General features: G+C 46.8%; 18 protein-coding genes. 1 reads left to right on the top strand and 17 read right to left on the bottom strand.

Features of this window, described 5'->3' with window-relative positions:
• Position 1: 1 nt before the first annotated feature.
• The 11 genes from AB4Y93_RS15420 to AB4Y93_RS15370 form a co-directional block, all read right to left on the bottom strand.
• Complete coding sequence (locus AB4Y93_RS15420; RefSeq protein ID WP_441893395.1) at positions 2–1813, bottom strand: cache domain-containing sensor histidine kinase; 1812 nt, start codon at positions 1811–1813, stop codon at positions 2–4.
• A 63-nt stretch (positions 1814–1876) separates the two neighbouring features.
• On the bottom strand, positions 1877–2728 hold the full coding sequence (locus AB4Y93_RS15415) for an AraC family transcriptional regulator (protein ID WP_441893393.1): 852 nt from the start codon (positions 2726–2728) through the stop codon (positions 1877–1879).
• 593 nt (positions 2729–3321) lie between these two features.
• Positions 3322–9462, bottom strand: a complete 6141-nt coding sequence (locus tag AB4Y93_RS15410) for a GH32 C-terminal domain-containing protein (protein WP_441893925.1) — start codon at positions 9460–9462, stop codon at positions 3322–3324.
• A 151-nt stretch (positions 9463–9613) separates the two neighbouring features.
• Positions 9614–10489, bottom strand: coding sequence for an ROK family protein (locus AB4Y93_RS15405; RefSeq protein ID WP_441893391.1), 876 nt, complete (start codon positions 10487–10489; stop codon positions 9614–9616).
• Positions 10490–10502: 13 nt separating this feature from the next.
• Positions 10503–12005, bottom strand: coding sequence for a glycoside hydrolase family 32 protein (locus tag AB4Y93_RS15400; RefSeq protein WP_441893389.1), 1503 nt, complete (start codon positions 12003–12005; stop codon positions 10503–10505).
• A gap of 113 nt (positions 12006–12118) precedes the next feature.
• Positions 12119–13738: an ABC transporter substrate-binding protein gene (locus AB4Y93_RS15395; RefSeq protein ID WP_441893387.1), complete on the bottom strand. Its 1620-nt coding sequence runs from the start codon at positions 13736–13738 to the stop codon at positions 12119–12121.
• Between the two features lie 122 nt (positions 13739–13860).
• On the bottom strand, positions 13861–14766 hold the full coding sequence (locus AB4Y93_RS15390) for a carbohydrate ABC transporter permease (RefSeq protein ID WP_441893385.1): 906 nt from the start codon (positions 14764–14766) through the stop codon (positions 13861–13863).
• A gap of 12 nt (positions 14767–14778) precedes the next feature.
• Complete coding sequence (locus AB4Y93_RS15385; protein ID WP_441893383.1) at positions 14779–15687, bottom strand: ABC transporter permease; 909 nt, start codon at positions 15685–15687, stop codon at positions 14779–14781.
• A gap of 197 nt (positions 15688–15884) precedes the next feature.
• Positions 15885–16859: a LacI family DNA-binding transcriptional regulator gene (locus AB4Y93_RS15380; RefSeq protein WP_441893381.1), complete on the bottom strand. Its 975-nt coding sequence runs from the start codon at positions 16857–16859 to the stop codon at positions 15885–15887.
• 293 nt (positions 16860–17152) lie between these two features.
• Entirely contained in the window at positions 17153–17947 is a 795-nt protein-coding gene (locus AB4Y93_RS15375; RefSeq protein WP_441893379.1) for a TrmH family RNA methyltransferase, read from the bottom strand.
• An 8-nt stretch (positions 17948–17955) separates the two neighbouring features.
• On the bottom strand, positions 17956–18621 hold the full coding sequence (locus tag AB4Y93_RS15370) for a potassium channel family protein (RefSeq protein WP_167281785.1): 666 nt from the start codon (positions 18619–18621) through the stop codon (positions 17956–17958).
• A 163-nt stretch (positions 18622–18784) separates the two neighbouring features.
• Here AB4Y93_RS15370 and sspI point away from each other — a divergent pair, with 163 nt between their 5' ends.
• On the top strand, positions 18785–19012 hold the full coding sequence (sspI, locus tag AB4Y93_RS15365) for a small acid-soluble spore protein SspI (RefSeq protein ID WP_441893377.1): 228 nt from the start codon (positions 18785–18787) through the stop codon (positions 19010–19012).
• Between the two features lie 3 nt (positions 19013–19015).
• On the opposite strand, the gene AB4Y93_RS15360 is transcribed toward sspI, so the two are convergent.
• From AB4Y93_RS15360 to AB4Y93_RS15335, 6 genes are all read right to left on the bottom strand, one after another.
• A complete protein-coding gene (locus AB4Y93_RS15360) occupies positions 19016–20218 on the bottom strand; it encodes an alpha-D-ribose 1-methylphosphonate 5-triphosphate diphosphatase (protein WP_441893375.1) in 1203 nt (400 codons plus the stop codon).
• 145 nt (positions 20219–20363) lie between these two features.
• A complete protein-coding gene (locus tag AB4Y93_RS15355) occupies positions 20364–21464 on the bottom strand; it encodes a Gfo/Idh/MocA family protein (protein ID WP_441893373.1) in 1101 nt (366 codons plus the stop codon).
• Positions 21457–22152 carry a ThuA domain-containing protein gene (locus tag AB4Y93_RS15350; protein WP_441893371.1) on the bottom strand — a complete coding sequence of 232 codons (696 nt, stop codon included), beginning with the start codon at positions 22150–22152 and terminating at the stop codon, positions 21457–21459. Before AB4Y93_RS15350 ends, AB4Y93_RS15355 begins: the two co-directional genes overlap by 8 nt.
• 30 nt (positions 22153–22182) lie before the next feature.
• Positions 22183–23352 (bottom strand): Gfo/Idh/MocA family protein, encoded by a 1170-nt coding sequence (locus AB4Y93_RS15345; protein WP_441893369.1) that lies wholly within the window; start codon positions 23350–23352, stop codon positions 22183–22185.
• Positions 23353–23380: 28 nt separating this feature from the next.
• Entirely contained in the window at positions 23381–24382 is a 1002-nt protein-coding gene (locus AB4Y93_RS15340) for a LacI family DNA-binding transcriptional regulator (protein ID WP_441893923.1), read from the bottom strand.
• A gap of 216 nt (positions 24383–24598) precedes the next feature.
• Positions 24599–26185, bottom strand: coding sequence for a peptide chain release factor 3 (locus AB4Y93_RS15335; RefSeq protein WP_441893367.1), 1587 nt, complete (start codon positions 26183–26185; stop codon positions 24599–24601).
• Between the last annotated feature and the right edge of the window lie 8 nt (positions 26186–26193).

The raw sequence follows: 26193 nt of genomic DNA, 5'->3' as shown, positions 1-26193 counted from the left end.
ATTAGCTCACCTCTTGTCCGGCGCCCATCTGGCCCCGCAAATTGGGAAAACGAATTTCGACTTTCGTATACAAGCCAGGCTCGCTATACAGCCTGATACCGTATGGAGCTTCAAACGAACGAACGATTCTCTCGTGCACATTGCGCACGCCCATTCCGCTGAACCGGGAAGAGGTCGGCTTTGTACCCGCCGGTCCGCCCAGCAATTGCTCCATCTGCTCCGGCGTCATTCCTTTGCCGTTGTCCGTCACCTCGATCATCAGATCGCGATTGTCCTCGTATACTCGTATCGTGACAAAGCCTCCCTGGTCCCTCGAACCGATTCCGTGCAGAACCGCGTTTTCCACAATCGGCTGCAGCGTAAGCTTCAGCACACGGCTATCTAATAACGACGGATCTTCAATCTCTTCGTGAACGATGATTGGCTCCATGTATTTGTATTTGATAATAGAGATATAGCTTCGCACGTAATCCAGCTCTTCCCTTACCGTCAAATACTCGTTGGAATTACCCAGCACGCCCCTCATCAAATCGATTAATGAGCCGGATACCTCTTCTATGTTGGGAGTTCCGTTCAGCTTGGCCAAATATTTGATCGTATTAAGAGAGTTGTATAAAAAATGGGGGCGTATTTGTGCCTGGAGGGCGGTCAGCTCGGCCTCCCGTTTCTCCTGTTCACTGATGCGTATCCCTTCGAATGACCGCTTCAGCTCCTCCACCATACCAATAAACACGTGATACAGCTGTCCCACCTCGTCCTTCGTTCTTATCTCCTTCTTCGGGAACGTCAAATTGCCGTCCTTCACCAGCATCATCATGGACTTCAAACGCCGAATATTAATCGTGATGCGTGACGACACCTGCAGCGAGCCAATGAGGACAACCAGCAGGACGATCGCCGAAGCTTCGATAATCAATTTCAGCAGTCGAGCCGATTCGCTAAACAGCGAATCCGTCGGAATTAGCGCCAGCGTCGTCCAGCCCGTATGGTCCGATTGCCGGCTTACCACGATATAGGACCTGCCGTTGATGACCTTCTCCTTCACGTCGCCTTCAATCTTGCCAAGCTTCGCAAATTTATGCTTCATGTCTACGATTTTCTGATCGGAGGGCGCAAAACTTGGCGTGTGGTCCGACCGATACACAAATTCATTCTGCTGATCAAGCACATACAGCATACTGTCTGCGGTTGGCCTCACGCCGTATGTCTTGCGGATAAAATCGTAGTTTAGATCGACCATAACCACGCCAATCGTCTGGCGGTCGTACCGGATTTCGCGGCCTACCGTAATCGTCTCCGTGACGCCCGACTGCTTCAAATAGGCGTGACGCGAGCCGTTGCGCAGCATGTAATCCATCATCGGAGTTTCGAGAATGCTTTTATCCAGCCAAGGTCCTCCAGTGAAAAACACCTTTCCGTTTAAACCAACAACGGCAATCCTCGCAATATACGGCTTATTTGCAACCAGGGATGACAGAAATTCCTCGATTCGCTTCTGCTCCTGAAACCATTCGTAGCTAATCTCCTCCGATGGGCTAAGTACCGTATCAATCACGGTGTTTTTGTTCGTGACGACAACCGTATTGAGCCGGTCAATCTCCTCTAGCATAATGTTGAGCGACTCGTCGGCTTGGCGTATACTGTCCGACACCGAGGTTACGGCGTTGGACTTGATCGTTTCCCGCATGTTGAGGTAGACAATGACGGAGATAGAGACGATAGAGAGAAGAGCGACAAGGCTGAACGCCAGAAAAATTTTGCCTTGAATGCTTAGGCTTGGCGATACCCATCGCCTAAGGGTGGATAGCTTCATTTCGGACAACTCCTTTGCGGAGATAAAATGCAATCGCTTACATGAATAACAGGACGGAATCGGCTAAGCCTCTGCCTTTCTTAACGCCAGCGGAGATTCCTTAAAGTACATTTTGAAGGCCCTTGTGAAGGTATACAGATTCGGATAACCAAGCGACAGCCCGATCTCCGTCACCGAAGCATTGGTATCGATTAAGAGGCGTCTAGCCTTCTCCATCCGAACCTTCTGCATATATTTCATCGGGGGCATCCCCATCTCTTCCGTAAATACTTGAGTAAAATAAGAACGATGTACGCCCGCAAATTCAGCCACCTGCTGGACGGTAATACCTTCAGTTGCATGGAGCTCCATATACTCCGCGCATTCGTGGATCCAGCTCGCAAGCTCCTGTCCCTGCCCGACCTCTTCCAGCATCAGGGACGAGAGCAGACCGTACAGATGTCCTTGCAGCTCCAAGGCTGCCGCCGGCCGCCAGCGCTGAACCCGCTCCAGTGCATCGATAGCCCGGTCTACAGCAACTTCAATCCGGGAAGAGATGTTACCTCTACGAAATGGTTCTGGCTCCGTAAGCCCAGCTAGTTGAAGCAGCACTTCTACTCTATCTCCGTCGATAGCCAGCCAGTGCATCTCGAGCAGCCTTTCAGCCGGGAGCATGTCGTAATAATACGTTCGGTCCGGGAATAGGACGAAGAGGTCTCCCTTTGCAAGCTCCACCTGCCTGCCCTCATATTCGAGACGCAGTCTTCCTTCCCGCACGAAATGTATGCTGTAGCACTCGATCCGTTTTGGTCCAACCTTATAATGGGGCTTAGCCAGACATCTTCCCGCCCTTACAGGCCACAGCCGGCCTGCCTTGTCCAGCTCGCCCGGCGTGTAGTAGATAAAGTCCGCATATTCGTAATCGTATTCCCTCATGTCATTATCTCCCTCACAGCTAACAAAATGACAATAAATATAATATTTCCTATTTCAATAAACTTGGAATCCCATTAAGCATAATATGATATCTCCATTTCGTAAACCTAACATAATGATATTTTTTGGCTGCAGTTGCTATGTCTATTCCTACAAATTAAAAAAGGCTGCTCTGAGTATCAGAACAACCTTTAAGAAATAAGATACATATTTTATTTTTTAGGTAATCCTGCGCTCGAAGTAGCATTAGTCGTTACCGACAAGCTGTTACTTACGGCCGATTGGTTCCCGGCTTCTTCAGACGCTTTTACCGTATAGACATAAGCTGTGTTTGCCGTTAATCCAGTATCCGTGTAACCGGTAGTTGTACTGGTACCTAGTTGGGTCCCGTTTCGGACAATGGTATACCCTGTAATTCCGACATTGTCGGTAGAAGCCCCCCCAACTCAGTGTCACGAATTCGATGTCTTGGACGGCGATTGCAAATTAACCGGTGCGGTCGGTGATTGCGTATCCGTCGTGTTGCTTTGAACGGGAACGAGGAAGTCACCCAAATTGATAAGCCCCATGCATCTGAACGTTCATCTACGACTTTAATGTACATAGAAGTTCAAGTTAGCAATAACCTGCGCACTCTCCGCCCGGGTCACCCTATCTTTTGGCACGAATAGATTGTTGCCACGTCCTTTTATAAGTTCCAACGCTTGCGCCTTTCTTACCGCATCCTGTGCCCAGCTGTTAACGGTTCCTTCATCAGCAAAGCCTTTTACATAAACAGGAGCTGCCTTCGTGCCTTTAAGGTACTCATAAGCACGTACGAGCATAACGGCCATTTCTTCCCGAGAAATGGCTGCATCCGGTGCGAATACAGTCTCAGAAAGCCCGGTCACTATCCCCGCCTCCGTAGCTGCCGCCACTTCACTGCTATACCAGCTCTTTAGCGCCACATCTTTGAAGGTCGTCACTCCTTGTGCTCTAAGACCAAGGGAGCGCACGATCAACGTTGTGAATTCCGCTCGCGTCACAGCCTTATTCGGTGCAAACTGAGTTGGATTAATCCCTTCAATAATGTGTTTGGCGGCCATTTCCTTAATCACTCCCGCTGCCCAGAACGAATCACTCACATCTGTGAAGGATTTATCATAGCTAAGAACTGCGTATGTGCTAAAGTGACTAATTTGCGCAAACAGTTTGTCATCGACTATCTTCCCGCCAACATACGCCAAGGAACCGTCACTCGCCATATAATAAATGCCGTTCAGTTCTTTCATGGATTGATCTAATACTTGGAGTCCAATCGAAATGCTTTCGTCAAATTGAGATAATTTTTTCTCCATTCCATCCTTGTTTATGATCGAAAGCGAAAATTCGAACATACGCCCTGCAACAGTCAGATTCGCATTTACTTTGGCTTCCGCTTTTTTCAACAGCTCTGTGCGATCTGCAACGGATACAGGCTCCATTTTTAGGGAAATCATCGCATCCTTCAGTTGATCTTCCGATAAGAGACTTTGCAGTTTGAGTAACACACTGCCTGGAATAAGGATGGTTACATTATCATTTGACAGCTCGATTACGTTCTTCTTGTCGATTGTTGCATTTGCAGGAAGAAGCACTTGCTTCGCATCATTGTCAATTTTGACAGAGATTTTACCATCAAGATTGGCTTTTGGGAGCGTAATAACACTCGGTTTCGGATTACTTATCTCTCCAGCACCTGGATTGTTATTAGCATTTAACGCTACTGGAACACTCAGATTGTCGAAATTGATATGTCCAAAGCCGCCTGTCCCTTGATCAACGACCTGAATATACAGGCGCTCTCCTTTATATGCAGAGGCGTCCCAAGAAACTCGACTGTAGGCTTCGTTGTTGTTTCCGGTTGCTTTCATCAGAATATGATTATCGGATGCTCGAACAAGTGCAACATAAAGCTTATCGATATCCGCTCCACCGCCAACCAGGAAGCTGATTTTGCCGTCTCCTCCTAATTTAAACGTTTGAGATTTAAGTGCTCCTGTTGCTGAATCTCCGAGTTCTGGCGTAAATCCCCACAAATGATAGCGATCAGGGTCTTTTGCAACTGAGGCCTGATTAAATGGTCCGCCCCATCCCCAATCGTTAACCTTTACGACATTCTGATTCGAAAATGATTGGCCCTCTACCGTCCAACCGGACAAATCACCCTTTTCGAAATCGGCATTTGGCAGCTCGCCAACTGCCGCGGTTTGAGCTTGAGGAGCCGGCCAACCAGCTGGCACCGAGCTGCCATAAGCGGAGTTCATTTCCCAAACCTGTAATTTCTGAATGGAGACTGCCCCGCCTTCGCTCCATAATGCAAGACCGATCGCATCACCGCGTGTTGGATAAATCCGGGAGGTGATGCTATTCTTACCGTTGGCATAGGCCTCAAGCATCGAACGATCAAGATAGACATGCAGCTTCAATAGATCCCCATCGAGTTCCATTTTTCCAGATTGTATGCCTTTCTGCATGTCAGGATCCAGAGAAGATTTCCATCTATCCAAGCTTAGAAGTTGTTTTTCTGCATCGTAGAAGAGCTTGGTCTCCTCACTGCCATCAGCGGTCTTCCGCAGTGACAGACCCAGCTTTTTCGCGTTATTCATCTTAGCTTCCAGTACAACCTCTAGCATATCTCCTTGCACCTTATTGAGCTTAGCATTAGCCGCTCCGACCGTAGTCTGAGAAAGATCTGCCAACTTTTGACCTCGCAGCGATTGCAATTCGGGAATCGGCTCTACGCCAAGCGTATCGTCGCTGCGCAAGGATAACACAAGCGGCAATCCGCCATTATGCGCCCAACCAGCATCATAATGCTGCTGTTCTGTACGACGGTCCTGCGTGATGCTGAATAATATCGAACGTCCTTGTCCATCCACCATACCGCTCGGTCCTGTAAAATGTTCACCAAAATCGAATAAGCGAGGCTCCTCGTGGTCGGGAATGAATTTGTTAGTCACTTTATCCCAAGTACCAATCCAATGAAAGACGTACTTCACATTATCCGCATCGTAGTGGTCAAACCACGGATTAATGAAGAAAGCATATTTCATCGTTCCATTGCTATCTTTGCCCAGTGGAAGCAATACAGGAAGCTCCCATACTTGGCCGGTTTGATGGTATTTCTCATAATCACCTACAAAGAACGGATGTTGATAAGTCCAGTGAATCATGTCATCTGATGTATACAGTAATGCAGTACCACCTACGTTTTTGATTCCGGATCCAACCAATTGGTACCAGGTATCGCCGTCCTTCCATACGTATGGGTCACGGAAATTGCCGTACCATACTTCGCCTTCCTCCGCTTGCAAGTTAGACGCTTGGGTAGTTACCGGAGATCCGTTATAAACCCAATTCTTCAGGTTGACATCGCCGTCATCCTTAAAGGTGCTTCTCGCAAGTCCTGTCGCCTGATTGGGCGTAGCTTTATCATCCCCAGCCGTAAAGAATAACGCTGGATTACCATTGTCGTCGACGACAGCACTGCCAGACCACACCCCGTCAGGTGTTTCTGAATTAGCGTCCGGAGCTAGGGCAACCGGCATGTCTTTCCAGTGCACCATATCATCGCTCACTGCATGTCCCCAATGAATTTGGTGCCAATAAGGGCCTTGCGGATTAAACTGATAGAAGATGTGATACTTTCCATCAAAGTATAGCGGAGCGTGCGGTTCGTTCATCCAATGGCCCGGCGCGATCAAATGATACTGTGGCCGATAACGGTCCCCATCATAATCTGTGCGCTCAAAATCCAAAGAAGGTTTTGGGAGGATGCCTCCTTCATAACGGGAGGTTACGGCCTGGTAGTCGCTTTGAATTTCTCCTTGGGAGAGAGATCGATTATACACTTTCACTTCGTCAATCATGCCGTTAAACATATTGGCGGTGAAGACCCCGTTAATCAAAACGCCTGAGTTATTTTTACCGATCATAAAATCTTTGTTCGCCGGGGAAATGGGCAACTTCTTCTCAGCGGTCGCTGTACCCACCACTTCACCATTCAAGTACAGCTTTAACTTCCCGTCAGTGCGGCTGTAGGTAGCAGCGATGTGGGACCACTCGGATTTTTTGAGAGGCTTATCATCTGCTGCCCATACTTCCGCCCATTTGCCGTTAATTCCTACCTGGAACGACCATTCTCCATGACGGCCCATCCCCAAAATGTAACCGGTGCGGTTATCACTGTCATATTGATTGACAATCGCAGAAAGTTTTCCTTGGTCACCCCACTCATAAGACCTTGGTGCAACCCAAGATTCTATGGTGATTTCATCCGCGGGTTTAGCGATTTCATTCGCAGGTCTATCGATCCAAGTCGAGTATCCATCGAAAAGCAATCCCTTGCCGGCGATACTGTCTCTCCATAAAGGTTCGCTGTTCGGTTTATACTTGGCATCATTGAATACATAATGAACCGCGTCATTCTGCTTGCGAACCTCATCGTTAGCGGTTGTACCCTGTCCTTCATTGAAGGACCAGTAGCCAACTAATCCTGATCCTTTCACCTGAAAATCATCGACATTGATATGTCCAGCCGGATCCTGATCCACAACTTGAATATATAGCTCCTGGCCAAGATACGGCGTTGCATCCCAATTAACTCGGGTATACGCTTCTGACTGACTTCCAGTCACTTTCATCAGTACAGAATGATCGGAAGCACGTACTAGAGCCACGTAGAGTTGGTTTTTATTAGCTCCGCCGCCCAAAAGAAAATGGATAAAGCCGGTTCCTGCCAACCTGAAGGGATTAGAAGTTAACGTGCCGGTCTGCTCGTCTGCTCTGCCATAGCCAGATACATGATAGGTGCCTTCTTGACCGAATGGCTTTAAATCATCATCAAAACCAGCTTCATTCGTCACTGCATCTATAAATGCATCTCCTTCCACTGTCCAGCCACTTAAGTCACCAGTTTCGAAGCCTGGATTTTCAATGATATCAGGTGTCGATGAGTTTAAGTTTGTCGCTAATACGCCCTCAGTCGGAACGGATTCATGATAGGTAAAGAAAGCATCGGCAAAAATCATGCCCCAATCTGAAGTGGCATTATCAACAATTTCAAGATAGAGGTTCTCATCAAGGTGCTTAGACAGATCTGCTTTGTATTGAACCATGTTGGCAAGCCGCATGCCTTGATCAATATCCGGGAAATTGACATCCTTAAATTCCGTATTTCCATACCGGGCGATCAACTCATCCGTATCCGCATTGTATACGTCAATATGTACAAGGTCAGTGTTTTTGCCTCCTCCAAGCTTAAACGTCATCCAGCCTGAGCCGCCCAGAGTGAATGTAGAGGAACGAAGGACTCCTGTCTTCTGCTCGTCATACATCCAACCGTCAAGATGGTAGCTGCCTTCTTGGTTAAATGGGATCTTTTCTGCCCACCAGGTCGTATCACTCGAGACACTGCTCGGTCCAAATGCGTCGCCAGAGACAACCGTCCAGCCTAACAAACTACCCGATTCGAAGCCAGGATTGCGTAACTCGTATCGAACAGGAGTATACAGATTTTTGGCCAACACGCCTTCAGTCGGTGTATTCGTAAGATAGGTCTTAAAATCGTCTGCAAAAATAACTCCCCAGTCCGCTGTTGCCTCATCAACCATTTCAAAATATAGATTTTCGCCTAAATACGATCGCAAATCCGCTTTATACTGCACCATATTAGCCAGTCGAAGACCCTTGTCAACATTAGGGAAATTAATATCAGCAAATTCGGTGTTCCCATAACGCGCTACTAGCTCACTGGTATTGGCATCATAAACATCGATATGTACCGAATCCGTATTCTTACCGCCGCCTAATTTAAAGGAAATCCATCCGCTTCCACTTAGTTTGAACGTCGTCGATCGCAGTTTCCCCGTCTTATCCTCCGAATATTTCCAACCGTTCAGATGATATTGACCTTCCTGGTTATAAGGGATCTTCTCATCCCAGTAGGTCGTTTCATTCGATACGCTGTCTGGACCGAAAGCCTCTCCTTCAACAACGGTCCACCCGCTCATATCTCCGGATTCAAATCCAGGGTTTTCAATTTCCTTCACACTGGAATCGTACCAATTATCGGCTCTAACGCCCTCATTTGGTTTTGTCTCATAGTAGGTATTGAAGGAATCAGCAAACAGCAGTCCCCAATCGGTAGTTCCGTTATCTACGATATCGATATACAGATTTTGACCAATATAAGAGCTTAAATCGGCTTTATACTTCACCAGGTTAGCTAAACGCAAGCCAAGGTCTACATTAGGAAAGTTGTCGGCATTCCACTCCGTATTTCCGTAACGAGCAATCACTTCGCCCGTGTCCGCATTATGGATCTCAATATACTCCTGATCCGTATGTCTGCCTCCGCCGAGCATAAACGTAATCCAACCAGATCCGTCCAAGGTGAAAGTTGAAGATCTCACCCTTCCCGTTGCTGCTTCTTCGGCCTTCCAACCATTTAAATGATACGTCCCTTCTTGTTGATAAGGGATGTTTTCAGCCCAATACATAGTTTCATTAGATACGCTGTCTGACCCGAATGCGCTTCCCTCGATAATAGTCCACCCCGTCATATCTCCGGTTTCAAAGCCGGCATTCTCGATGGTATTTGCATATACCGAAGAAGTCGATACCGCATCGCTAGTATCCGCAGGTGTGATTTCTTCAGCATAGACGTTGCCAACACCGCTTCCAAGACCTGTCGATAAAAGGAAGGAGCACATCAACAAATGGATTAGCCTTGAACGAGCTTTTTTTCTTAACACGAGTCTACCCCCCATTTTTTCCTAATATAGCGCTTACATTTTAGAAGGGTAAATTCCCCCCATCTATACGGACTCTTGTCAATGTATAGTTGGAGAGAACAACCGCTGCTTATTTCATTAATGCTTTCTTTGCCAAAGCCAATGCGCCGCACAAACCTGCACGACCTTCCAGAAAAGGCGGAACAATATAGGTTTCTAAATCGGAAGCAAATACAGGATGATCAACATAACCGTTTAAACGCTTTTTCACTTGTTCCCTTATCAGCGGGAACAGATGCTTTTGATTCATAATGCCGCCGCCCAAGATGATTCTCTCTGGCGAGAGAACGAGAATGTAGTTTGCTAATGCCTGACCAATATAGAAGCTCTCCAATTCCCAAGCATTATGAGAGGCTTCCAATTGTATGGCTTTGCTGTCCCACCTCTTCTCTACCGCTGGCCCGGATGCCATTCCCTCCAGACAATCGCCATGATAGGGACAGTTTCCAGCATAACTGTCCATCGGATGACGATTCACGATGATATGCCCCATCTCCGGGTGCATCAAGCCGTGCACCAGATTCCCTTCAACAATCGCGCCCACGCCAATTCCCGTTCCAACCGTCATATATAAACAGTTACGAAGTCCAGCTGCCGCCCCCCATACGGACTCGCCTAAGGCAGCCGCGTTTACATCGGTATCAAATCCAAGCGGAATATCCATTCTTTGCTTTATATGATCCAGAATGCGATATCCGCTCCAGTACGGTTTCGGTGTGCTCGTGACCGAACCATATGCAGGACTTTGAGGGTTTATATCGATAGGACCGAAAGTGCCGACTCCTAATGCCTCGATTCCTTTGTTAGAAAAGAAGGACATGGCCTCATCCAAAGTCACTTCAGGTGTCGTGGTTGGAATGGATATTCGTTCTAAGATTTCACCATCCATAGTACCGATTCCACAAACAAATTTAGTTCCTCCGCCTTCAATAGCTCCCAGCAACATCTCACTTCACCTCCTAACTAGATACCGGCTCACAGGCATAGATGGATTGGAGCGGATAAAAATCAAGTCGATGAATGGTTGCTTCACCGCCGCAGGTATACAACTCCAAGCCTACGCTTGAAGGATCCGGGAAAATCTGATCCGTAATGACAATCTCCCCATCATTAGCAAAAACCTCAACGGAAGAATGATCGATAAATAAGTGAAGATGAATACGACCTTCAATAGGTTCGAGCTGAACCTCATGCCTGCATGCAAATTGATGATGAAATCCATTTTCACCTGATTCGCAGCGATTAACAAATAGTCTTTTCTCAGCTCCACGATAGCCAACTACAGTCTTTTCAGTATCAGAGGTTCGAAGATTAAACCCGATTTCCTCCGCAGAGCCAACTTCGATTTCGCAAATCAGCTCGTATTTTTCCCCTTTGAGTCCTGCCAGCAGATTATCTCCGGGACGAATGGTAATACCCGACCATTGCAGCCCCTGACTCTGTTCTCTCAATAACAGGAGTTCCGGAACAGGTTGCTGCACAACTCGTATGCCATAAGGCGTGCGGCGCAAACGTAGTTCTCTAGGAAGCGTCATGGCACTACGCCATTCCTGTGTCGGCGTCAAATTGGCATACTTCCAGTTGCTCATCCATCCAATAAACAACTTCGCACGATCTGGACGTTGCACATCCGACCATGTAACACCGGCATAATTATCACGGCCGTGATCAAGCCATATAATACTGTCGGAATTGTTGTCGTTTATAAAGCTTTTGCCATCGAACTCCCCAATGAAATACTGCGTTCTGGAGCCCTCTGTATAATCAGGATGATCTCCGATGCTGAGAATAAGCACCCACTTGCACTGGCCATCTGAACCCTCAATTGGCAGCTCGATCAGATCTGGGCATTCCCAGACTCCATCATGAGAACCTTCCTCCAAGCCAAATTCACTTGCAAACGTCCAGCTCTTTAAGTCATAAGAGGTATAGAATTGAACACGATCGCCAGCAGCCAGGATCATTACCCAATGCTGCTTCTGCTCATACCAGAATACTTTTGGATCGCGGAAGTCAGTATGCTCCTCGTTCGCTAATACAGGGTTGTTCTCGTACATCGACCAGCTTCTTCCTTTATCCGAACTGTACGCCAAACTTTGCCGCTGTCTTGGACGATCAGAGTCCGGATACTGGTCTGCTTGAGTGAAAAGGGCAACGAGACCCGGTTGGCCACCGAAGAGACCGCTGCTGTCCTTCCAATCTACAATAATGCTTCCGGAGAAGATAAAACCGTTATGATCTGGCTTCATTGCGATCGGCATGTGCTCCCAATGTACAAGATCCGAACTGATGGCGTGTCCCCAGTGCATCGGTCCCCAGGTGGTCCCATTCGGGTGATATTGATAAAAGAGATGATACTCTCCTTCAAAGAAAACCATTCCGTTTGGATCATTCATCCAATTTGCCTGCGGTGTAAAGTGAAATTGCGGTCGGTATCTTTGATCCATGATATGAGTTGTCAATTCGTGTTCATCCTTCCATTTGAAAGCAAAAGCCTTGCTCTTGCAGGAAGAACAAACCGGAACAACAGTGCATTGCTCCGGTTTGTTCTGTGCGTTATTTTATCCGGCTTGCTTTAAGTATTGTTTTTCTTGAAATCGTCATAGCCCTTTTGATAAATTTGGAGCAGCTCTTGCAATCCGATTTGGTCTAGCTTCTTCAAGTAACCATCCCATTCTTTCTCAACGCCGCCATCCATGAGCCATTTTGCTTTCATTTGTTTTGTATATTCTTTGAGTTGTGTCTCGATTTGGTTGATCTTGTCCAGATCTTCTGCGGAGAAGAATACGAAAGGATAATTTTCTTTCACTTGATATGGGAAGTAATACTGTTTCAGTTCGTCCAGCCGTTGCTTAGCGCGCGGCTCCATATCGACGAGTGTGCCAAATTCATCGTTCGTAATCACAGTCGGTCCGCCTGGTGCCACTTTAATGCGGTATTCGCCAGCTGTCGTACCAGCTGGAACCGGCAGGTTTACGAGTTTGCCGTTCTCTTCCTTGTATACTTCTCCAATCGGTCCCCAATGTGCTTGGATAGCCGTTTTTGGATCATACAACTGGTCAACCCAACGTGCGGTGATTTCCGGTTGCTTGTTTGCTTTTGTAATAACGAAAGAATCGCGGGAATACTCGGAATAGTTCGTTTTGCCAATGACGACTTCGCCTTCGTTGTTTTTAAGAGGCGGCATCAACACGTAATCTTTCATTCGATCTTCCCCAACAACCTCTGGACCTTCCCACCAAATGAAAGAACCAAGCGTCTCATCAGCGGTTTTACCTTTGGCTTTCAACTTCTCGGCATCCATACTAGCGATCTCCGGATCGATTAATCCTTCTTTATACCATTCATGGTAGTAAGCAATAGCTTCCTTATATTCTGGAAGAGCCAGCGAATACTGAACCTTTCCGTCTTTTACAATACGGTGATCGTCCGTTGTCACGTCTGGCGCTCCAAACATGCCCAGCAGGTCTCCTTCATTCCCACACCAGCCTTGGAACCACCAAGAGAGAGGGATTACGGTTCCCTTTCCGTTTACATTGTTATCTTTGAATGCTTTTAATGCATCATGATACTCTTGCAGCGTAGTAGGTACCGGCAGACCTAACTGATCCAACCATTTCTTATTAATGAACATCTGATTAGGCATGCTGATCAGGTTCATTTCTTCCGCATATGGCAAGGAGTAAATATGCCCGTCAGGCGCCGTTACCACAGCTTTCAAATCAGGGCGAGTCTCGAACAGCTTCTTCAGGTTAGGCATGTACTTGTCGATCAAGTTTTCCAGAGGAATAATGGTTCCCTCGCTGCCATATTTAATTAAGTCGTAGTCAGAGAATTGTGCATTATAGAAAGCATCTGGAAGATCATCTGTAGCCAAGAGAAGATTCTTCTTTTCTTGATAACCGTCGCTCGCAATATTATTCCATTCGATATGAACATTCGATTGCGTTTCAAGGTTCTTGAAAATGGTCATGTCTTCGAAGCTCGGGGCTAACGGATTTTTAGGAGATACAAATGTAAGCGAAACTTTATCCTGCACAATTGGATACCCTGTCAAGTTGATATCGTTTACCGTGGTTGCATTGCCATTTTTGGACGAAGAAGATTTCGGATCATTTGAAGACTTGCCACATGCTGTAAATACCAGGCTTGCAGAAACTAACAGAAATAAGGTTGAAGCATACCTTCTTTTCATTTCAATTCCTCCCGTTTTTTCTTTTTTAGAACAACCGCCCTTAAAATTCGCTCACCAAAGTTATTCTTACATTGACCACCTCCTTAGCATGATGATCTTCATTAATGTCGGCTTTGCTTTAATTATCCTTTCACGCTGCCGATCATAACGCCTTTGACAAAATAACGCTGTATAAACGGATATACGACCAGCAACGGCAGTGAAGCAATAACGATTACGCCATACTTTAGCAAACTAGCTACGCGCTGCTGGACTTCCGCCGATTCAACATCAGTAACAAATTGGCTTGCCAGCTCATTTTGAATGACAAGAATGTTGCGCAGTACCAGCTGCAGCGGGTACTTTTTCTCGTCTCCCAGATAAATAAGCGCATCGAAGAACGAATTCCAGTAACCGACGGCGTAGAACAACGCCAACACAGCAATAATAGCCTTAGAAAGCGGAAATACGATTCTGGCAAAAAACGTAATATCCGAACACCCATCAATCTTAGCCTGCTCTAGAAGTTCATTCGGAATCGTATCTTGGAAAAAAGACCGTGCTATGATGACATTAAAGAGGGAAACTGCCTTAGGTAGAATCAGTGCCCACATCGTATTAATCAAGTGCAACTTCTTTACAACCAGATAAGTGGGAATCAACCCACCAGAAAAGAACATCGTGATAAGCAGGTAAATCATAATGGTATTACGCCCATATAAATCTCTGCGCGATAACGCATATCCTGCAAGGACTGTGAACGTAACATTAATAATGGTCCCCACGCTCGTATACAAAATGGTATTCTCATACCCTCTCCAGATGCTTTCCTCTTTAAAAATGCGCAAGTAACCTTCCATCGTAATGCCTTTTGGCCAAATCCACATCTCACCATTTAGGACCGTTGTGGGATTACTTATAGAAGCGATAAAGACGAAATACAAAGGGTACAACACAATTAACGCAATTACCGATAAAACGAAATAGTTCAAGATGTCGAATATTAGATCGTTTCGAGACCTTAATGATTTTGTCTGACCGACGGACACGGTTCGTCCCTCCTAGAATAAACTTGTATTTGACATTTTTTTGGCGGCTTTGTTAACGGTTAAGAGTAGAACAAGATTAATAACCGAGTTAAATAAACCTACAGCAGCGGAGAAGCTATACTGAGATTGCTTCAGACCCACCTTGTAAACATAGGTCGATATGATTTCAGAGCTCGGTAAATTAGTCGGTGTCTGCAATAGATAAGCCTTCTCGAAACCAACACCCATTACATTTCCTACTGCGAGAATCAACAAAATAATTGCCGTAGGCATAATCGAAGGTAAATCGACATTCAAGATGCGCTGCCACTTCGTAGCGCCATCCACGATGGCTGCTTCATGAATTTCTGGATTCACCCCTGCCAGAGCTGCTAGATAAACAATGGCACTGAATCCCGTTCCTTGCCAGACATCAGATAAAATGTAAATGGCTTTAAAATACTCCGGTTGAGTCATAAACAAAATGGGGTCATTACCGGTCAAATGTACGATGGCCTGATTGATAATCCCCGTCTGTGAGAGGAACACCAGAATCATCCCTGACAAAACAACAGTTGAAATAAAGAATGGAGCGTAAACCGTTGTCTGAACGAACTTCTTAAATCGGAAATTCGACACTTGATTCAACATTAAGGCAAGGATAATAGGCAGCGGGAAAGTTACAATAAGCCCAAGTACGCTGAGTCCGAGCGTATTGGCAATCAACTCTTTAAAGTTATAGGAAGTAAAGAATCGCTCAAAATGCTCAAACCCTACCCATGGACTTCCCAAGATCCCCTTCGTAACAGAGAAATCTTTAAAAGCGATAATGACCCCATACATTGGCCAGTAAGCGAAAATTGCAAAGTACAAAAGAGTGGGCAGCAAAAAAAGGTAAAGCTGATAATTGTTCAGAATCGATTTTAAACGTCTAGACTTCAATGGATTTGCCTCACTTTCGATTAATTTGAAACGTTTCCATTTTAATGTTGGTTTAGCCCCCTTTTCATCAATAGGAAACGGTTACATTATTTATATTTGAAACGTTTCCAAATTATAAATCAATTACACCTTGATGATTTACTTTTTTGAAACGTTTCCAAATTAGCGAGAAAAAATCAGGCCTAGCGTAAAAAGTTCTACGTCGTCTCTCCAGGCCTGAACTGTACGGGAATCCGAATCGTATCCAGCGGAATCGCATGTCCAGCGATTTGGTTTAAAAGAAGCTGCACGGAAGTACGTGCCATCTCCTCTACCGGTTGACGAATTGTCGAAAGTATCGGATGAAATAGCGTACTATCCTGAATGCCATCAAAACCAATTACTTTTACGTCCTTAGGAACTTGAATTCCATACTTTTGTGCTTGATCAATATATTTGGCAGCAAAAATATCTGTAATGGCAAATACGCCATCAACCTCGCGATGCTCCCTAACCTTAAAGAAGTTTCCAAAGTATTTCAAATCGTCCATTACCGGATCAGGCTCTTCATAGATAACATAGTCTAGACCTAATGACTCTGCTTCGTCGATAAACCCTTTTTTTCGAAGCATTGTCTCACTAAACACGGATGTTACGACTCCCAGGAATGCAGGCTTACGAACACCAGCCTTGTACAACTCCCGCATTGCAATCCGGCCCCCAGTATAATTATCCGACGTTACACATGGAACCGATTTAGAGAAGTGACGGTCAATACTAACAATAGGAATCTCTGTATCCAGACTGCTTTCAATATCGTTATAAGTAATACCCAGAATCCCCGCAACCTTATTTTGACTAAGCATATCGAAGTAATATAATTCTTTCGCGGGCTTGCCACCGCTATTACACAGAATTAATTTGTAACCTTCGCGATCCAGTTCATCTTCAATATAGTAAGCAAGTTCGGAGAAAAACGGATTCCATATACTCGGAAGCAATAGTGCGATTAAATTTGATTTTTGCATTTTAAAGTTTCTGGCGATTTCATTAGGCACATAATTTAACTGCTTTATCGCTGCTATGACCTTTTCCCGAGTCTTCGGTTTAACCGATGCCTGATTGTTGATAACCCGCGATACGGTACCAACCCCAACACCAGCTAATTCGGCTACATCTTTCAAATTTGACAATCTGATACCTCCTGATGCCTATTGCCTCTTTACTAACCATATATTATCACCATTTTGGAAACGTTTCAATAATTATTTTTAGATCTACTTTATAAAAGCTTAAGTCGTCTTTCGCATCACTCCATACACCTATACGATACTCTCCGGATATAATAAAAACTCCTTATAAACTAAGGAGTTTTTATTGATAATAACATGCCATTCTTGTGACAAAAACACGTTCCATATCTATGACAAAATACGTTCCAACTAGTGACAAACTGAATTACAACTCACAGTCCAAAAAAAGTTCTTTATCTATACTTCCGTTGCCGCAAAGCCTCATACAACAACACAGTCGAAGCCATAGCCACATTCAATGACTCCGCATCGCCCTGCATCGGGATAATAATCGACTCATCCACGGTCTCCCGAACAGCTTCGGACAACCCTTCTGATTCATTGCCCATCAGGAGCCAAGTGCCAGCTGTCCAATCATAGGAATAACAAGTATGACTCGCCTGCAGGCTTGTCCCTACCAGCTTAATCCCTTTGGCTTTCGCCTCAGGCAGCAGCTCCGCTAGATCAGCCTCAAGAATCGGCAGATGGAACAGCGAGCCCATCGTCGATCTCACTGTCTTCGGATTGTACAGATCTACGCAGCCTTTGCCCAGCACGACCGCATCGGCGCCAACGGCATCCGCGCTCCGGATAATAGTACCTACATTGCCGGGGTCACGAACACCATCGAGGATAACAACAAGACTTTTGTCACGGAACAATGCCGTTTCATCCCGCTTCAGCTTCTCCAGCACGGCAAAGACCGGCGGTGGCGTATCCGTTCCCGTACATTTTGCCATCACTTGCGGCGTAGCCTGGATCCATTCCGTGCCGCCTTCCCCAGCAAGCTGTTCCAGCTCCTGCGGAATACCGCGCTCTCCATTATAGACGACGCAGTTCACAGCGGCAGAGGCACGAAAGGCTTCCTGTACAAGGTGAACGCCTTCAATAATAAACAGGCCTGTCCGGTCACGGTATTTTTTATCTAGCAAGGAAGCCCACTGCTTCACTCGTTCATTTTGAATGGAGGTTAATAATAAATGATTCATTAATCCGATCAGCCTTCCGAATAAGCTATTTCCAAATTGGATAAATCCGAGTTCTTACCCACAATAACAAGAATGTCCTCTGGCCGGATCAAGTCTTCGGCATAAGGAGCAATATTCATCTTGCCATTGGTTTTAATCGCCATCACATTGCATTTAAATTTCGCCCGAATGTCCAGCATCTTCAAGCTCTTCCCGATCATCGCTTCCGGCGCTTTCACTTCAATAATGCTGTAATCCTCAGAAATCTCGATATAGTCCAAAATGTTAGGAGATATTAAATGGTGAGCAACACGTTGTCCCATATCCCGCTCCGGATATACAACCTTGTCCGCACCGATCTTCGTTAACACTTTACCATGTAATTCATTCTGCGCTTTCACAACAATCATTTTCACACCAAGATCCTTCAAGATGAGCGTCGTCAGAATACTCGCTTGAATATCTTCTCCAATCGCTACAACAACTACGTCGAAGTTACGTACGCCAAGGGAGCGTAATGCTTCCTCATCCGTGGAATCAGCAGATACCGCATGGGTCACCATATTAATTGCTTCTTGAATGCGCTGCTCACTCGAATCAATCGCGAGCACCTCATACCCCATATTCGTGAGTGAAGTGGCAATACTGGAGCCAAACCGCCCCATTCCGATAACCGCAAATTGTTTTTTGGGCATTTCGTTTCATCCTACTCCCTTCAAGCTCAAAACTTACAAGATGAGCCTACAAATCCATTACCTAATCCTGATTATTATAGCATATCCACCACACTCGGATGAAAATCGCCTCACACGGAAACAGTAAATAAGTGACCATTATGAAGACTTGGAGGGAATCCAATTGATCAATCTGGATTTACGTCAAGCCATTATCAACAACGTTAAGAACAATTCAAAGGAAGAAATGAAAGAAGTCATTAATGACTCCATTGGCAATGATGAAAAAACGCTCCCCGGGCTAGGCGTATTGTTCGAGCTGATCTGGAAAGAGCTAAGTGCCGAGGAGCAAAACCGTCTTGTTGATGCCTTGCATAACAAACTTCAGGGAACCAAGCAAGCAGTTACTTAGCAGTTAAAACACATCCGCCATGTAGACTGTCTTGCCTCCTACAATCGTTTGCGTCACCCATGGATGACCATCATATTGGTCAACGATGATCAGATCTGCCGCTTTGCCCGGCGCAATCGCTCCGTAATGATCTGCAATACCAAGCGCTTGTGCCGGATAAAGGGTAGCCATACGAACAGCCTCCGGCAACTCCACGATTCCTTTTTCCACTAGGATGAAAATAGCCGTTAATAAAGCTGACGGATGATAATCCGAGCAAATAATGGAAGCTGCCCCTTCCGTAATCACATCAATGGCGCGTAAGTTATGGTCATGGGACTCTCCCCTGACAAGATTAGGTGCTCCAACACATACAAATAAGCCTGACTTTGATGCGTGTTTAGCAGTCTCCATGTTAATGGGGAATTCCGTTACCGATACCCCAAACTCTCTTGATAGTTCCACCTGCTCAATCGAATCATCGTCATGAGAGGCAAGCGCAATACCTTGCTCTCCCGCCAGCTTCCCAAGCTGACGAAGCTTCTCCCAATCAATCTGACGGCGCCGCATAAGCAGCTCTTCTACAATCGTGTGAACTTCATCTATCCCCACACCTTGATTCTTCATCACATACCGCTCAAAAGAACCAGGTGCCCGGTACTGCCCCTGCCCCGGTGAATGATCCATAAAGGACAGATAGTCAATCATTTGATTCTCGATGTATTGCTGAGCAATTGGGTAACCTGTCAGATAAGAGACTTCATAACGTAAATGGATACGATTGCGGATAATGGACCTGGACCCACGATAGTTATGGATAAGCTCAACCAGTTCAGTCAGCAGATGATCGCCTCGCAAGCTAAGCCCAACACCAAGCGATAACGAATGATACATCGTTGTAATACCGTGAATCGGCATTTTGCGTTCGAATTCCAGGAAAGACATCTTAAGCGGAAATAACGTCCCGGGCCTAGGCTGTACTTCCTTCTCAATGGCATCATTGTGAATATCAATAAGTCCGGGGAGAATATATCGCCCTGCTGCATCAATTCTAGCTAGATCACCCTCACTATAGCGATTCTCATACTCTTGCAGCGAAGCCTCGTCGATCAGCACCTCATCAATGATTCCGTCCTTAACAGCTATCGCTGCATGCACGATCCTGTCTTCTAGGACTACCTTTCCATTTCGAATAATCATATTTCGTTTACGCGCAGGAGTGGTCATCAGCCGAGTTCCCCTTTCTCGCTGTTGTTCTTCACACTCCAAACCATACCATATTTTTACACTGATATTAAGATGCTGCAGAGGAAAAAAACAGGCCAGCGGGATGCCCGCCAGCCTGCTTCTATTTCCTTATTTATAAGTGCTATTAATCCAAGCAATAGGCTGCAAGGCCAAGTGTGAATGGAGCTGGCTTATTGCATGTGCTCTTCATCGTGTAATGAGCACCCTGCTCTGCTGCGTCGAAGAAGCCATGCATCGCTTCCAATACATGATAGGCAAGTTCACCGCTAGGGCGATGCTTGCGTCCAGTCAATACAGCCTTGGCTAGATCGGCTGCACCAAGTCCCCTTGCATTCTCCGTGTTTTGGAAGGCAAGCGGAATACTTGTCCATTCGGTCGAACCACTGCGTCTGATCTTAATAGTGCCGCCGAAATTATTTGGATCTGGCACAAGCATACTTCCAGCAGTACCGTATACTTCGATCCAAGGTAAAGTCGAACCGCCTTTCACATCAAAGCTTGTCACCAAAGTACCAATTGGGCCAGCAGCGAATTCGATCACACCAGCTACATGAGTAGGAACCTCAACCTGAACTTTTTGTCCAAACTTCGGCTGGCTAGTGATCGTACGCTCTGGGAACGAAGCACGTGCCATGCCCGTTACACGGCTGATTGGTCCAAGCATCGCAACCAGCGCTGTCAAGTAGTATGGCCCCATATCGAACATTGGGCCGCCGCCCTTTTGATAATAGAATTCCGGAGCTGGATGCCAAGTTTCATGGCCGCCTGACATCATGAATGCAGTCGCACCAATCGGAGTACCGATCCAGCCGTCTTCAATCAGCTTAATACTTGTCTGAATACCGCCGCCAAGGAAGGTGTCCGGTGCACTGCCAACAAGCAGACCTTTCTTTTCAGCCAGCTCAAGGACTTCCTGAGCTTCTTCACGAGTGACCGCGAAAGGCTTCTCAACATACACATGCTTACCAGCTTCCAGTGCTTGCAGACAAACAGCTGCGTGAGCTTGCGGAATGGTTAAGTTAATAACCATCCCGATCTCTGGATCAGCCAGAAGATCTTCTACGGAGCAGCCGCGAATGCCAAATTCCTCCGCTTTCGCTTTAGCCCGCTCTACGTCGAGATCCGCGCAAGCAACAATTTCCATCGAGTCAAACTTCTTGCCATTGTTCAAATAAGCGCTGCTAATATTACCTGTTCCGATTACGCCGACTTTTAACTTATGCATGAGTATGAGTCCCTCCGTTTACCGCTGCAGTTTTACCTTCCGCGCACCAGAGGAAGCCCCGGCGCATCATTTCCTTCACGACTGGAATATCAATTATGTTAGCTTGATGGCCAAGAGAGTTGTAATAAACGCGTCCAACGCCCCAACGCTTCGTCCAAGCAACAGGCATATCCACTGCTTTGTTCAGGGAGTGCGGACCTTCTACAACCGGGAAACGAGTAGTTGCAAGCACTTCAACCGCAGGGTCAACATGTAAGTAATATTGCTCCGAGCTTACTTCGAAATCTTCGATGTCTTGCGTAAGCGGGCTGGAGCTGTGTTTGATATTAACGACATAGTTCGTACCGTCATTGCCTGGATGAGCAACCCATTGGCCGCCGGTCATAAACTGCCAGTCTACATTCTCGCGGAAGGCATCGCACATACCGCCATGGCAGCCTGCAAGTCCTACACCGCTTTGTACGGCTAAGGATACGTTCTCAACATACTCTGGTTTGATTTTATCCATCGTCCAGATCGGCACGATCAGATCCAATGCTTTCAGTTTCTCACCATCTGCGAAGGCATCCAGCGTATCCGACACCTCAACCTCAAAGCCTTCCTTCACCAGTACCTCTTGAAAAAGACCCGCAACTTCCTTCGGCTGATGACCATCCCAGCCGCCCCATACGATTAATGCTTTTCTCATGATCCAATTAATCTCCTCTGCTCGTGGAATCTATTGAAACTCTTTCAAAGCAACCCAGCGCCGCTCTGCGATCGAGCGTTCAACCGCAACAAGCACCTCTTGGCATCTCACACCGTCATAGAAGTTTGGAACGGGCTGACGGTCTTCCGCAATGGCGGTCATCAGCTCATGAACCTCATGGGTGAAGGTATGCTCGTAACCAATCGTATGACCAGCCGGCCACCAAGCATCCATGTAAGCATGCGAGGCATCTGTTGCGAGTACACGGCGGAAGCCTTGTACATCCTCTGCATCATCTGTGAAGTAAACTTGAAGCTCATTCATCCGTTCGAAATCGAACTTGATGCTGCCCTTACTGCCATTTATTTCGAAAGCATTTGTACAACGATGACCAGCGGCAAAACGTGTAGCCTCGAAGCTTCCAAGCGCCCCATTCTCGAAACGAGTCATGAACAGGGTTGCATCATCAACCGTTACTTCGCCACGCGGCGCATCGGCACCACTCTTTGTACCGCTAAGTCCCGTCATGCCGGAGGAGACCGGACGCTCTTTTACGAACGTCTCTTCCATACCGATCACTTCCTGGAATTCACCAACAAGGAAACGAGCCATATCAATCAGATGCGCTCCCAGGTCGCCATGAGAACCAGATCCAGCAATTTCTTTCTGCAGACGCCATACGAGCGGGAATTCGGGATCAAGAATCCAGTCCTGCAGGAACACAGCGCGGAAATGATGGATTTTACCGATACGACCTTCGGAGATCAGCTTCTTCGCCAGCTGAACGGCAGGAGCAAAGCGGTAGTTAAAGCCAACCATATGCTTTACACCCGCTTTTTCAGCAGCAACTAGCATTTCATTCGCATCCTCTAAAGTCAGAGCCAGCGGCTTCTCACAGAACAAATGTTTACCCGCCTCAGCTGCGGCAATCGTAATCTCCTTATGAGCATCGCTTGGCGCATTAATATCGATAAGATCGATATCATCACGTGCGATCAGCTTACGCCAATCCGTCTCGGCACTTTGCCAGCCGAACTGTGCGCGCGCTTTCTCGAGCCCTTCGGGATCACGTCCGCAAATAGCTGTCATCTCCGGCAATACTGCCGTTTCCGGGAAAAACATCGGCACTGCGCGATAAGCGTTGCTATGCGCCTTCCCCATAAATTTATATCCAACCATCCCGACACGAAGTTTGCTCATTCCTAACTACCGCCTCTCGAATAAGTATTTAAGTCGTTTCACGCTCTACTAGCTGAACGGGAAGAATCGTATTCCCCTCTTCGGACTCCTCAGCAAGCAGCTTCATCGCTGCCCTTCGGCCCATTTCATAAAAGGGAACCGAGACCGTTGTCAGTTTGGGACTCACAATTCTTGAACTGTCCGAGTCATCATAGCCGATAAGCCCAATATCTTTGCCCGCTTCAATACCACGTTCTCTTAGGCCATCCATCAGCCCGATCGCCATCCGGTCATTCGCGGCAAATACAGCATCGATCTCCTTCTTCTCTATACCTTCAAAGATCTTAGCTGCGGCTTCAAACCCGCTCTTCCTGCTATAGTTGCCAGTGAAGATCCTGTCTTCCAGAAGTGGAATACCGGCTTCTGTCAGCGCCCGCTCATAACCCGCAAGCCGATCACCGCTGCTCGAGAACGCATTAGGCCCATTCAGGAATGCAATGCGCTTAAAGCCCTTCGCAATTAGATGCTGTACAGCCGCAAAGCTGCCCGACTCATGATCTGCATCAACCGTTAAATACTCTTCCTCGTCAAACCGCTGATTCACGAGACAAAACGGGAAACCCTCCGCCTGAAGCTCCTTAAGTGCTGCACGCTCTTCCGTCACATCTTGTGCGCCCAGTACGATGCAGGCATCCACTTTTTGTGTACGGTACAGCTTGGCATAATCTCGGGGACTATCCGGTTCCCGGAAGATGAGAAGCAGATCATAGTTGCAAGCCTTCGCCGCTTCGCCAATCCCGCTTAAGATCTCTGCAAAATAATAGGTAGAGAACAGATGCACCTTTGGAACAAAAGGCAATATAACGCCAACATTCCCGCTTTTCCTGCGAGCAAACCGCTGTGCAAGCGCATTAGGCACATAACCTATCTCTTTCGCAGCCTCGAGGACTCGGATACGTGTCTCTTCCTTGATAGGACCTACATTGTTCAGGACCCGCGATACCGTCGCTTCCGATACACCCGCCAGCTTCGCTACTTCTTTCCTGCTAATAATCGACAGCCTCCTGTATGCTCGCTAATCAAAAGACAACTTGCCGCTGTCATTCTTGTAAGTAATGTACACGCGTACATTATGTCATGAAAGCGCTCTTCCGTCAACCTGATAGATTGAGAAACTTTACCTCATTTTGTCTAAAAGCAAAAATCCCCTGACGGAGCACAGTGTGCCAGCCGTCAGGGGATTTTTATTATTCACTATATATTCAGCTTATGGAGCTGTCTCTAGGAATTTCATCGTTGGATTCTTATCCATTGCTGTACGCATCGCATACTCGTTCTCGAACAAGACAACATAATTGCCTTTCTTGTCCTTCACGAGTGTCGAGTTGATACGGAATTTCGAAGGATCAATCTTATCGTCAACGATCCAGCGAGCGAATTGGAATTGCATACGGTGCAATTGAATATCTACGCCATATTCACCCTTCATCCGGTATTCGAATACCTCGAACTGCAGATGACCAACAACGCCAAGAATCGTTTCCTCAAAGCCGCTTGCAGAGTGGAACACTTGAATCGTACCTTCCTCTGTCAGCTGATCAATACCCTTCTGATATTGCTTGTGCTTAAGCGCATTCTTAACTGTTACTTTGGCGAAGATCTCAGGCGAGAACGTCGGCAGCTCGTCGAACACAATCTCGGAGCCTTGCGACAAGGAATCGCCAATTCGGAAGATACCTGGATCAAACAAACCAATAATATCGCCCGGATAAGCCGTCTCGACGATATCACGGTCTTGTGCCAGGAACTGCTGCGGCTGGGACAGCTTAATATCTTTGCCAGCGCGTACATGTCGCACGCTCATGCCACGTTCGAACCGTCCGGAGCAAATCCGCAGGAACGCAATACGGTCGCGATGCGCCGGGTTCATGTTCGCTTGAATCTTGAAGACGTAGCCGGAGAACTTCTCGTTCGTAGGCTCGATCTCTCCTGCCGTACTCTTCCGTGAGGTTGGCTTTGGTGCCAGCTGCAGGAAGTTCTCAAGGAAGGTTTGAACACCAAAGTTGTTAACCGCGCTTCCGAAGAAGACTGGCGTTAGTTCGCCAGCTTGAACCTTTTCAAAATCAAACGGATCGCCCGCTACATCAAGCAGCTCCAAATCATTCACGAGCTGATCAGTTAAGTAGTCGCCTGCCATCTCACGAATAATGGGATCGTTATAGTCATCGACTTTGCGAACCTCAATTACGTCGTGATCATTCCCCTGGAACAGCTCAACTTGGTTTTTCATTCGGTCGTACACACCACATAATTCGCGGCCCATACCAATTGGCCAGTTCATCGGAACCGAACGAATCCCAAGTACCCGCTCCAGCTCTTCCATCAGCTCGAATGGGCTTTGACCTTCACGGTCCAGCTTGTTAATGAACGTGAAGATCGGAATCCCCCGCTTGCGGCAGACTTGGAACAGCTTAATCGTCTGCGCCTCGACGCCTTTTGCAACGTCGATCAACATAACTGCACTGTCCGCTGCTGTTAGCGTACGGTAAGTATCTTCACTGAAATCTTGGTGACCAGGGGTATCCAGAATGTTGACCCGATGTCCCAAGTAATCAAATTGCATAACACTGGACGTAACCGAGATACCACGCTGCTTCTCGATCTCCATCCAGTCGGATGTGGCATGGCGGCTGGCTTTACGAGCCTTTACCGACCCTGCAAGACGAATAGCTCCCCCGAATAAGAGGAGCTTCTCTGTTAATGTCGTTTTACCGGCGTCAGGGTGAGAGATAATCGCGAACGTACGACGCTTATCTACTTCCTGCGAAATTTCATTACTTAATGTTTGGCTCATGCTTGCCT

This window comes from Paenibacillus sp. YAF4_2, from assembly GCF_052113225.1.
GTDB lineage: Bacteria > Bacillota > Bacilli > Paenibacillales > Paenibacillaceae > Pristimantibacillus.
Note: the sequence above shows the minus strand (reverse complement) of the source record. Positions and strands in the feature narration are given on the sequence as shown.